This is a genomic window from Acidiplasma aeolicum (assembly GCF_001402945.1).
GTDB lineage: Archaea > Thermoplasmatota > Thermoplasmata > Thermoplasmatales > Thermoplasmataceae > Acidiplasma > Acidiplasma aeolicum.
In genome coordinates, this window is the sequence record NZ_LKBG01000240.1 from 1 (window position 1) to 11393 (window position 11393).

The window sequence follows — 11393 nt, forward strand, 5'->3', positions numbered from 1 at the left end:
ACCCTGTCATCTTCAGGTATTATCTGGGCATTTCCAGATCTCTCATAAAATTCAGATATCCTTCTGCCAAGATATGCCGGATAGCCCTCCTCACCAGGCATCTCCTCCAGCCTTCCGGATATTTCCCTTAAAGCCTCAGCCCAGCGGCTTGTTGAATCGGCCATTAATGCGACATCATATCCCATATCACGGTAATATTCCGCAATGGTAACACCGGTGTATATGCTTGCCTCTCTTGCTGCTACCGGCATATTTGATGTATTTGCAATTAATATTGTTTTTTCCATAAGCGGCTTTCCACTCTTTGGGTCCTGAAGTTCCGGGAACGTTGTTAAAATTTCTGTCATTTCATTGCCACGCTCACCACAGCCAACGTAAACAGTTATATCTGCGTCAGACCATTTTGATAGCTGATGCTGAATTACAGTTTTTCCAGACCCAAAAGGCCCCGGGACGGCAACGGTTCCACCCTTTGCAACAGGAAAGAATGAATCTATTACTCTCTGACCTGTAATTAATGGTATTTCAGGTGCGAATTTTAAAAATACCCTTCTGGCCTTCCTTACGGGCCATATCTGTTTAAGCTTAATTTCATAGTCGTTTTTTTCATTTTCTATTATGCATACTGTATCAGAAACCTTAAACTTGCCCTCCTTAATTTCCTTTATTATGCCCTTAACACCCTCAGGCACCATTATCTTATGAACTATCAGTTCTGTTTCCTGAACCTCTCCTATAATATAACCCTGGTTAACCTCATCACCCTCCTTTAAAATAGGTTTGAAATCCCATTCCTTATTTTCATCAAGTGGTGGTGCTGAGGCTCCCCTCACAATAAAATCCCCTGTTTCCGATTTAATTACATCCAGTGGCCTTTGAATACCATCATAAATTGATTTAAGGAGCCCTGGACCGAGCTCAACTGAAAGGGGCTTTCCAGTGGAATATACAGGCTCACCAGGTTTTAACCCGCTTGTATCCTCATATACCTGTATTGTTGATTTATTATCCACAATTTTGATTATTTCACCCACAAGCCCGAGGTTGCCAACCCGGACAACATCAAACATCTTTCCATTAACATCTGTTGCAACAACGACCGGACCAGAAACACTATAAATTACACCTTTATTCTCCATTTAATCACCTATATCTATTCCCAGTATTCTTTTGGCAAGTTCATATACCGATTCCTCTTCTGTTACGCCTGGAACAGGGATAAATACCACAAGAGGATTTATTGAGGTATTATACAGATTTAATTCATCCTCCTTTAAATACTTTTGAATTGACTGTGAGGCAAGAATAACATTATACTTTCCTGACGAAAATATCTCCCTCAGTTTAAGGGCTGCCTCATTAATATCAACTATGAATGTATCATTAATTCCTATGAGCTTAAAGCCCATCGCAACCTCTCTTTCTCCAATTACACAGATATTATCCATTTACATCAGCATCCTTTCTATTAGCTTCCTGTCAAGGTTGTATGATTTCCCGATCAGTATTGTCCTTAAATTATCTCTCTCCCTTTCTGCTGTCAGTATATATCCAAGTATAAATGGGGCTCCAGTGGTTCTCATCATTAATGGAAGATATTTTTCAAGAAGTGCCTTTCTCATTGATATTTCAAACATTGACAGGCTTCCATATTTTTGGTAATATTCTATGGCATCCTCAAGGTCATAGTCCTTAAAGACTTTAAGTACATCAACGGTGTTATTTGACCTGAAAAGATCTGATAATATATTTTTTGTTAAGTTTCCATTGTCTATTAAGTACCTTTCAATGCTGTCATATGATACCTTTAACTCTATGCCTTTAATAACAGTTAAAATATTTTTTATATCTATATACTCCTTTGTATAATTTATTAATATTCCCTCATCACCGTTAAAAAATTTTGCCTGATCTGCCAGCTCATTATAATAATGAGAATCAAGGGAGGAAAGCAGCGGATAAATATCTCCGGTTTTTTTGAACTCGTCTATATACTGCAGCAGATAATTATACCCATATGAAACTAGGTAATTTACAAGGGATTCCACATCAGGCCTGGAGAGCATTGACCTAAAATCCTCATAACTTAAGTTACCGGCAAAAATACCAAGTGGAATATCCCTGAAACTTATGATAAAACTATCGTTATATTTAATTTCATGCTTTATTATCTTTGATATTAAAATCGCCTTGATAGATTCAATGTCCCATTTTGATATATATGTTTTTATATAATTCTTAATTTCAGGAGGCACTGCAAATATTGCAATTCTGGAATTATTTATTATATGCCTGTTTATGGCAGCTATTAGAATATCAAGCTCTGATGAATTTATTACTGATGATTTATCAATATCATCCTTATAGGATGTTTCATAAAGCCGCAATTTAATATCTTTTATTTCAAGGTCAAGAAGTGATTTTATAAATTCATTGCCTAGGAAATCATTATAATGAACCTTTAGCCTTCCAAAACTTCCAGAATATGCAGTGTTCATTTATCACACCTATTTTACATTTTCATAGAAGTAAGCAAGTATGTCATCAGAAATTTCTTTAAATATTGTATTTAAGGTTAAATCCAGCATTTTTAGGCGGTCTGGAGAATATGCTATGATTCCCGATTTTATTCCTGAATTTGCCTCTACATTTTTTGGATTTACCTTATTCATGGCCTTAATTTTTTCCATATCAGATTCTGAGCATTCAACAATAATGTCCTTACCGAGCTTCTTAATTGATGTATCAACCATAATTTCTAGCAATTCCGGATATCTTGAGGATTTATTTAGTGAGGTTATATATGATTTGGCCTTATCAAGTGCTGAATTAATTATTTCCTTTTTCTTATTATCTATTATCTGCTTGATCTGAATTTTAATCTGGTCCTCATACTGCTTTATGATTAATTTTGAATCATCTTTTTGTTTTAGCGCATAATATTCCTGCAGTTCCTTTATTTTTTTATTGCATGCTTCCCTTACGTTCTTAATTTGCTCTTCATAGTACTGATTGATTTTTTGAATTTCATCCTCCCGGGACCTGTCTATTTCATTTAATATGCTTTCAAGGGACATAGAGCATCATATTACATGCAGAAGCAGTATTATACCGAGCACAAAACCTATAATCCAGAGGGTTTCCGGAATAACAAAGAAGAACAGAACCTGACCAAACTTTTCTGGCTTTTCTGCTATTATACCCATACCGGCCGCACCAATACCCTGCTGAGCCATACCAGTACCGATAAGACCCCCTGCTATTGCTATTGACGCAGCTATTGCTAACAAAGCATCTACAGTTGTAACCATAAATATCCAAGTGAATATTAAAATGCTTTATATAAAATTATTTATTTTTGCGAATTTATATAGGCTTTTCGATAACTTTTGCCTTGCTGCTGTTTATTTTGCTTTTACCGCTGTCATCGTCTATAATTATTGTGATTTCCTCACTGTTACTTTTTAGTATATTATTTATGCGTTCCTCAAGAACTTTAGTTTCCTTATTATTGCCCATTAATGATAATTTTTCCTTAATACTTGTTATTATTCCCTCGGCTGTTGTAATATAACCATTGGATGCTATTCCCGGGGATATTTCTGCATCTATTTCTGGTATTTTTATATATGCATCAGGGGACCTGTATATTATTGTTTTAAGATCATTCTTGCCGGTTATCCTTAATAGCATGACCTTGGGTTTTTCCCTTTCATGCCTCTGTATTGATACGTTTTTATAATAGCATGTTTTGCATGTATATGTTTTTATTGTAATTTTACCCTCATAAGGAATTTCGGTATCATATTCTATGTAATACAGATAACTGTTACAGTTTGGGCATTGCTTATCTGTTAATGTTTCATTCATATTTACACCTCAAACCATGATAATAAAGGTTCTAATAATATAAACTTTGCCTTTTTTAATGATTCAATATTGGGCGATGATGTAAGAAACATTGTTATTTTTATGTCCCTGATTATATTATTTATATGATTTTTCAATTCATCATATGATGTATCTGCGTCCTTCAGGAAATTTCTGGCCATGCCAGCCATTGTGGCGCCCATAATTATTGATTTTGCTATATCCTGTCCGTTTCTGAGGCCACCACTACCGATAATTGGTAAACCCACATTACAGTATTTAATTGATGCTGGCGATGGTATGCCCCAGTTCCAGAATGTTTTTCCAGAGTGCATTTTTTCCTCGTCCTTTATTTTTAATGCGCGGTAATATTCTATTGCCGCGAATGAGGTCCCACCAAGACCCCCAACATCAATGGCCTTAACACCTGCATCCTTCAGGGCCAGTGCATCCTCATGGGAAAATCCATTTCCGGTCTCCTTGGCAATAACAGGATAAGACCCTGCAAGCTCCTTAATTCTATTGATAACGCCTCTTGCGTTTCTATCTCCCTCGGGCTGAACCATTTCCTGTAGAAAATTAAAATGAACAATCAAATAGCTTGCGTTTATTAAGTTAAAAATATAGTCTATATCCCTTGATGTAAGCGCCCTTGATGATTGGTCTATTAACTGTGGTGCACCAATATTTGCAAACTTTGCGGGTATTTTATAATCATTTATTACAGAAAATGTATCCTCCAGATTTCTATTCTCTATAACAGCCCGCATGCTACCTACGCCCATGCCAATATTAAATTCCTCTGCGGCCCTTGCAAGGTTCCCGTTTATTTTTTTTGCCTTTTCAGTACCGCCTGTCATGGAAGATATTATAAATGGATATGCAAAATCCGAGTTTAAAAACCTTACCCTGGTATCTATTTCATCATAATTTATTTCCGGCAATGCCCTGTGTATTATTCTTATATCATCCCAGTAATTATGCTCGGAAGTTACATTTTCGTTTTCTGCTATGTTTATGTGCTCCTCCTTTCTATTTTCAATCAATTATACCACCGTTCCATAAAAATTATCTTTTCCTATATCTTTTATTCTCTCTGGATATAATCCATTTATTAAATAAACTTTTATGCCAAGTTTTGAAATTTTAACCATTGAATTGTACTTATTAATAATTCCACCAGTAACATCTATTGAATCATTTTCAAAATTAAAATCTTTATTCACTGTTTTTAGCAGTTTTGCATCCTTATGTATTTTTGGATTTTTATCAAATATACCATCAACATCACTAAAAAATATAACCTTTTCCGGCATGAATATTCTTGATAGATCATAAATTATATCATCTCCAGAATATATGCCAATGTAATTTCTATTTTTTATGTAAACATCTCCATAACTCACAGGCATAATATTATTTTTTACATAATACCTAAAGATGTCATAATTCTTTTTTTTGCCATAAATATATGCTGATGGTGGCACCGGTATATTTCCCATGCCGTACTCTGAAAGAATTTTTGAAACCCTCATATTGAGATCTGACATATCATAATGTATAAGGCTCATGTAATATAATGACCTTTTATTAAGCCTGCCCGGTATGTTATATTCCTTGGCCATTATGTGGCCAAAAGATCCGCCTCCATGTATAATAATAAATTTATCTTTAATTTTTGATATTTCAGCAATAATTTTTCTTGTCCTATCCTCCTCAAATTTTCTGTATGTTTTTTTGTCTGTAATTATACTGCCACCAAGCTTTAATATTATCATACAAGCTAAATTGATAATAATTTATTAAACATTATTAAATTGTTTATTATAATTGAATTTTAAAAATTTTAAACTATTACAGGTGTGAATGGACTTATGAGATTTCTTTCTGCTGCCTTTTTATAGTACATTTCAAGTGCCTTCTTTCCTCTCTCACCAAAGTCTATGGATAGTTCGTTCACATACATTTTAATAAATTTTCTTTCCAGCTCAAAGTCATTATATCTGGAATATTTCATGGCGTATTTAACAGCATCATCCTCATGATCAAATGCATATTTTATTGAATTTTCGAAGTCTTCTCTATATTTTAGTTTATCCTCCAAAGATAGTGATTTTCTAATAGCATTAAATCCCAGGGGCACAGGAAGATCACCGGCATATGCCCTCCACTGATCATAAAGATCAAGAATTTTAATTAAACCCTTGTCCTGGAATTTAAGCTGTTCATCATGTATCAGTATCCCGGCATCTATTGTACCTTTTAATATTTCATTGGTAATCTGGTCAAATCTTATTTCCTTATATTCCCTGGAATCGTTGAACATTCTGTACAGCATAAATGAAGAAGTATATGTTCCGGGCTGGCCTATTACTGCATTCTTTAGATCTATTTGCTTCTTTGCAACCACTATTGGACCATAGTTTATTCCAAAGCTTGCACCAGAGGCGGTAAGATCGTATTTATCTGATACCCTTATATATCCATTTGCGGATATTGCTGTAACATCATAAAGATTGTTAATAGCCTCCTTGTTTAATGTCTCTATGTCCTTAACAACCTGCCTGTATTCAAATGATGTCTTTATTTTATGCTCAAACATTGCATAAAACATAAAAGCATCATCGGGATCTGGAGTATGCGCAATTATCATTTCCATGTATTGTTATTGTATCATTCTTAAAAAAACTATTTATTGATTTATTAATAAATATTTAATAGCAATAAACTATTTATAAAAAATAATAATGTTAATCTCATGCTTTCATTTAATAAGCTTGAATCTATAGAAAAAAAGGTTGATAACGGTGAGGACCCCGATATTAATGATATAATATACATGTATGATGAGGCTGATCTAAGGGATCTTGGAAAAATGGCAAGGAAAATAACCGATAAAATTTCTGGAAACAGGGTTTCTTTTGTTTCAAATTTAATATTAAATTATACAAATATATGCAATGTAAGATGTAAATTCTGTGCATTTTACAGAACAGATTCGGATAATGATAAATACACTTTATCAGAGGATGAGGTAATTAATGAAATAGGAAAATACAGGCCATATGGAATAAGGCAGCTGCTTATTCAGGGCGGTGTTAACCCGCATTTAAATCTTGATTATTATACATCATTATTTTCAAGAATAAAAAGGGAATTCCCGGAAATCGGCATACATGGACTTTCAACAGCGGAACTTCATTTTATATCAATTAAATCCCATATTAGTGTAAGGGATCTGTTAATAAAATTGAGAGATAGTGGACTTGAAACAATACCCGGGGCAGGAGCAGAAATACTTGATGATAATGTCAGGGTCAGAATGGGAAGGCCCAAAAATAGTGGAAAGGAATGGCTTGAAATTATGGAGGAGGCGCATAAACTGGGGATAAAAACCTCTGCCACCATGATGTTTGGGCATATTGAAACGTCTGAGGATAAGGCAAATCATTTATTATCAATACTTAATTTACAAAAGAAATATCATGGCTTTTTATCATTTACACCATGGAATTTTGAGCCGGGAAACACAGAGCTTGGAAACCAAATAAAATACAGGTCAGGTGGTGCTGATGTTCTCAGGAATATAGCAATATCCAGGATAGTATTTAACAATTATCTGCCTGTTATTCAAAGTTCCTGGTTAACAAATGGGATAAACATGGCGCAGATGGCAATATTATTTGGTGCCAATGACTGGGGAGGAACCATATACGATGAAAAGGTGATACCTGCTACAGGAAAAAATGTTGGAAATTTAAGAAGCGAGATGATAATAAATTCAATTAAACAGCTTGGTATGGTTCCAGTGGAACGTGATAATCTTTACAGAACAGTAAAAATTTATTGATTTATATATTCATTTTTTAAAATAATGTTTTTTAAAAAATTTACCGTTTCATTAACCTCAAAGTTATAATCATATTTTATTGTGTTATAATAGAATTTTAAAATCTCTTTTTTAACCTTTGCCTGGTTTTTTATTATTGATTTTTCCACATAATTTTTTGATGCAGCAATTGCATTATCAATGATTTTATGGTCAAAGTCCCTTTTTGAGGCTGTTACTGCATATACCGGCATTAAATTGAAAAGCCTTGAAAATTCATAACCTATATCAAAAATTATATTATAATTTGATTTATATGCAAGGAGTGCGTCATCACCAATTACCAGTGCATAATCATTATTATTCAAAAGATGTTGGGCATCAGTATATTTTGATTTAATAAGTTCATATTTTATTCCCATTTTATTTAAAATTAGGCTTAGATAAAATGACGTTGTTGCCGTTAAGGATGTAACAGCTATTTCAATATTATTTTCTATGTGTTTATTTCTGGATATTAAAAGTGTTGACATTGTATTTGATAATGTGTGTATGTTTGCGGTCTCGATTAATTTTAGATCAGAATTTAAAAATTGAACCAGTGATACCATGCCGGCATCAAGTTCGTCTTTTTCTATCATCCCTAAAATATTAAACGCAGTATCCCTTTTAATTTCAATCTTATTATTAAGTGCATAAAATAAAGGGTCTGAGTGAATTAAATTTATTATTCCATACATTTCAGTAGTACTCCTTTAAGTTATAAAATGTATCCCTAAGAGCCGGAATCCTGCCTATTTCATTAATAAGATGGTTTAATTCTTCAATGGATGTTGATGTTTTCCTGTTTGTGGCACCGAAGACCTTTTCACTAAATGCGGTGCCCACCAGATCACTTCCACCAGACAAAAGTGCAATTTGTGCCATTTCCTTTCCAAGGGCCACCCAGTAAACGCTTATATTCCGTATCGACTTGCCAAGAATTGCACGTGCAAGTGCATAAACCTTAATATCCTTATCGCCAGAAGATGGATACCTAACCTTCCCCATTTTGTATAATGGTGTGTTTTCAATGCTAAATTTCAATGGTATAAATGATAGAAATCCGGGTGTGTCAATCTGATTATCTCTTAACCTTATCATATGATCTATAATATCATCAAAATTTTCAAGATGCCCGTATGTCATTGTGGAATTTCCGTAAATTCCAAGGCTGTGTATTAATTTTGCATCCTCCAGCCATTTCTCACCGGATATCTTTTCAGGTGTGGTTATTAATTTTCTGACATTTTCGTTAAAAATTTCCGCCCCACCGCCTGTATGCGCATCCATTCCAGCCTCCTTTAACCTTTGAATAAGGTCCTTAATTGATACACCATGGGTTCTTGATATAAAATCAATTTCCGGAATGGTAAATGCCTTTAGGGTAACATCAGGAAGGTATTTTTTAACCTCCTTAAAAAGCGATTCGTAATATTCTATTGATAAATCTGGATTAAATCCTCCAACTATATGTATTTCTGTAACGTTAAGAGCCTTTGCCTTTTCTATATCTTTTTTAATATCGTCAAGAGAGAGCTCATATCCCTTTTTATTTGGTTTATTAATTTCATATTTTTTAATCTTATATGGTGTATAAAATGCGCATATTGGGCATGATGCAGTACAATAATTTGTATAGTTTATATTATACGATACTGCATATGATACAGTATCACCTGTATCAAATGATCTCAATGAATCTCCAATTTTCATCAGGGAATATATATCAAGATTTAAAAGTTCAGAGGCTTCTTTTTTATTTAACTCATTGTTTTTAATATAATCTATCCAGTATTCTTCCTCATATTTCATCATATAAAATTGTATATCTAAAAGAAATAAATACTTAACTATTAAATTATTCATTTGTTATGTTTATTACAAATACTTTAAAAATAATTTAAATGGAATAAAAAGAAATAAAAGTTTTAATTGCCTAGAATTATAATTTATTGCCTAAAAATGATTAACATTGTAAAAATTTTTTATTTTTATAAGTTATACTATTAATGATTTGGACATTTTTTTAAAGATATTTGTTATTTTTTGTAACTATTTTCTATGAGTATTTTTATTCTAAATTTATTATACAATACTTAATATATTGCTTAAGATCTTTTTTAGTGTGTTATTTGTTGAATTTAAAAAAATATTATATATTCAATATCTTGATTTACCAGCAAGGGTTACAATTGCACACCAACCATTTTGCCTTCAAGCATAAAAAAATTAACCTCCAGAAGATTAAATTCATTTAATATCTTGATAGGCACCTCATAATGTTTGAAAAATTAGGTTATGGTTTTTGTTAACCATGTTAACAAACACCTTTAGAGGTTATCATATCTTTGATGCTTAAACTTCCTGGTTACAAGCCAGTACCCTCGAGTCTGCGAAATGATTCAGGTATTGCTTTTTTATTATATGATACATGTAACTCTGTATGTATTAATATACCGTTTAATGATCTAAAGATTGCCCTTTTGATTCTACTGCCTAAATACACTTCATGCTTTTCCATAGTTTAATTATCAATAAATGAGCCTTTGGATGTATGTAATTCATCGTGGATAATTACATTTATTTTGTATTCCTATTATAGATTTGATCTTTGAGGTAATTGGCTTGCCCTGGCTCATAGTTTCTCATGGAATTCAATGAACAATAATTGCATGAACCGTCCAGATTATACCTTTTATGAACTATCAATAAACAGAATATTTATTAATGTCTCTAGATTATAAAACCATTGATATTGGGAGAAGATTATGGCTAAAAAAATTAGGGATTATAAGTCATGGGTTACATCACACACTGAATGTCCCAATTGCCATTACAGATTCAATTTTAGGCATTCCAAATGGGGTTCAGTAAGTGCGGTAAGGGTTGGATCAAATTGGGTGTTCATCTGTCCAAATTGCAAGACTAAACAGAGTTTTCTCTTAAAAAAGGGTGAGGAGGAAGGTTTGCCGCTGATTATTGACATGCCTCTTTCCTCATTCCTCTCAGAGGCATTTGCGGGTTTGGTTGCGTTGGTTATTGTAACAATTGTGCTTTATTATGTGGCCTCTAAAAACATAAGTTCTGATGTGTTCATCTACGGTTTCGCAATTTCACTCATAGCTTATATAGTTTATATGATCTGGCTGGGATTTATTTCCAGATCTTCTGGAAGAACCTACATAATGGACCAGCATCATTGATAAATACCGTTCATTTGACTAATTTACATTATATAATCGGGTTGGTAAGTTATCTAATGAGGATTTTTTTAAAAATATGGTTAAATTTTGTTTTTCATTTATAGTTAATCTTTCATGCGCAGAAGTTTTTGAATTAAACGGATATTTATTTTATATTTTTAAGTAAAAACTTAAGAATGGACCGATCGGGATTTGAACCCGAGCCCTCCTGCTTGCAAAGCAGGCGATCTACCGCTGATCTATCGGCCCAGTTATAATTATAATACACTGGATTTTAATAAAATTATTAAATCTTTCGTCTTCCATGCATTCTCTATTTATTATAATGTTATATGAAGGGGGAGGGGGGTGCATTTCCGATGGAACTAAAAAAAGGTATATGATACCATTAGATATAAAAACAATGCCTATGCCCATTGCCGGCGGATGTTCAGAATGGAAAATAACAA

The 11393-nt window shown here is 33.2% G+C and carries 13 protein-coding genes and 1 tRNA gene; 2 read left to right on the forward strand and 12 right to left on the reverse strand.

The features are described 5' to 3' along the window. The 9 genes from AOG54_RS06300 to AOG54_RS06340 form a co-directional block, all read right to left on the reverse strand. The coding region (locus AOG54_RS06300; RefSeq protein ID WP_156324223.1) for a V-type ATP synthase subunit A at positions 1–1139 on the reverse strand (1139 nt) is incomplete at its 3' end. Beyond that, a complete protein-coding gene (locus AOG54_RS06305) occupies positions 1140–1448 on the reverse strand; it encodes a V-type ATP synthase subunit F (RefSeq protein ID WP_048102049.1) in 309 nt (102 codons plus the stop codon). Next, a complete protein-coding gene (locus tag AOG54_RS06310; RefSeq protein WP_048102050.1) occupies positions 1449–2498 on the reverse strand; it encodes a V-type ATPase subunit in 1050 nt (349 codons plus the stop codon). Positions 2499–2507: 9 nt separating this feature from the next. Further along, on the reverse strand, positions 2508–3077 hold the full coding sequence (locus tag AOG54_RS06315; protein WP_048102051.1) for a hypothetical protein: 570 nt from the start codon (positions 3075–3077) through the stop codon (positions 2508–2510). Positions 3078–3083: 6 nt separating this feature from the next. Continuing rightward, positions 3084–3311 (reverse strand): ATPase, encoded by a 228-nt coding sequence (locus tag AOG54_RS06320; protein WP_048102052.1) that lies wholly within the window; start codon positions 3309–3311, stop codon positions 3084–3086. A gap of 55 nt (positions 3312–3366) precedes the next feature. Further along, positions 3367–3870: a ZPR1 zinc finger domain-containing protein gene (locus AOG54_RS06325; RefSeq protein ID WP_048102053.1), complete on the reverse strand. Its 504-nt coding sequence runs from the start codon at positions 3868–3870 to the stop codon at positions 3367–3369. A 2-nt stretch (positions 3871–3872) separates the two neighbouring features. Beyond that, on the reverse strand, positions 3873–4916 hold the full coding sequence (fni, locus tag AOG54_RS06330; RefSeq protein ID WP_048102054.1) for a type 2 isopentenyl-diphosphate Delta-isomerase: 1044 nt from the start codon (positions 4914–4916) through the stop codon (positions 3873–3875). Beyond that, a complete protein-coding gene (locus AOG54_RS06335; RefSeq protein ID WP_054964150.1) occupies positions 4917–5648 on the reverse strand; it encodes an isopentenyl phosphate kinase in 732 nt (243 codons plus the stop codon). Positions 5649–5716: 68 nt separating this feature from the next. Then, positions 5717–6529, reverse strand: a complete 813-nt coding sequence (locus AOG54_RS06340; protein ID WP_054964151.1) for an MqnA/MqnD/SBP family protein — start codon at positions 6527–6529, stop codon at positions 5717–5719. Positions 6530–6628: 99 nt separating this feature from the next. On the opposite strand from AOG54_RS06340, the gene mqnC reads away from it, so the two are divergent. Continuing rightward, positions 6629–7720 carry a cyclic dehypoxanthinyl futalosine synthase gene (gene mqnC, locus AOG54_RS06345; protein ID WP_055032542.1) on the forward strand — a complete coding sequence of 364 codons (1092 nt, stop codon included), beginning with the start codon at positions 6629–6631 and terminating at the stop codon, positions 7718–7720. On the opposite strand, the gene AOG54_RS06350 is transcribed toward mqnC, so the two are convergent. Both AOG54_RS06350 and AOG54_RS06355 read right to left on the reverse strand, forming a co-directional pair. Beyond that, the gene (locus tag AOG54_RS06350; RefSeq protein ID WP_054964153.1) at positions 7714–8439 is read right to left on the reverse strand and encodes an MqnA/MqnD/SBP family protein; all 726 of its coding nucleotides are present in this window, start codon (positions 8437–8439) and stop codon (positions 7714–7716) included. The two genes, mqnC and AOG54_RS06350, sit on opposite strands and share 7 nt — an antisense overlap. 1 nt (position 8440) lies before the next feature. Next, entirely contained in the window at positions 8441–9556 is a 1116-nt protein-coding gene (locus AOG54_RS06355) for a radical SAM protein (RefSeq protein ID WP_048102184.1), read from the reverse strand. A gap of 1151 nt (positions 9557–10707) precedes the next feature. Here AOG54_RS06355 and AOG54_RS09730 point away from each other — a divergent pair. Continuing rightward, the gene (locus AOG54_RS09730) at positions 10708–10944 is read left to right on the forward strand and encodes a hypothetical protein (protein ID WP_156318729.1); all 237 of its coding nucleotides are present in this window, start codon (positions 10708–10710) and stop codon (positions 10942–10944) included. 177 nt (positions 10945–11121) lie between these two features. Here AOG54_RS09730 and AOG54_RS06365 read toward each other — a convergent pair. Further along, positions 11122–11193 (reverse strand) — tRNA-Ala (locus AOG54_RS06365). Positions 11194–11393: the final 200 nt, after the last annotated feature.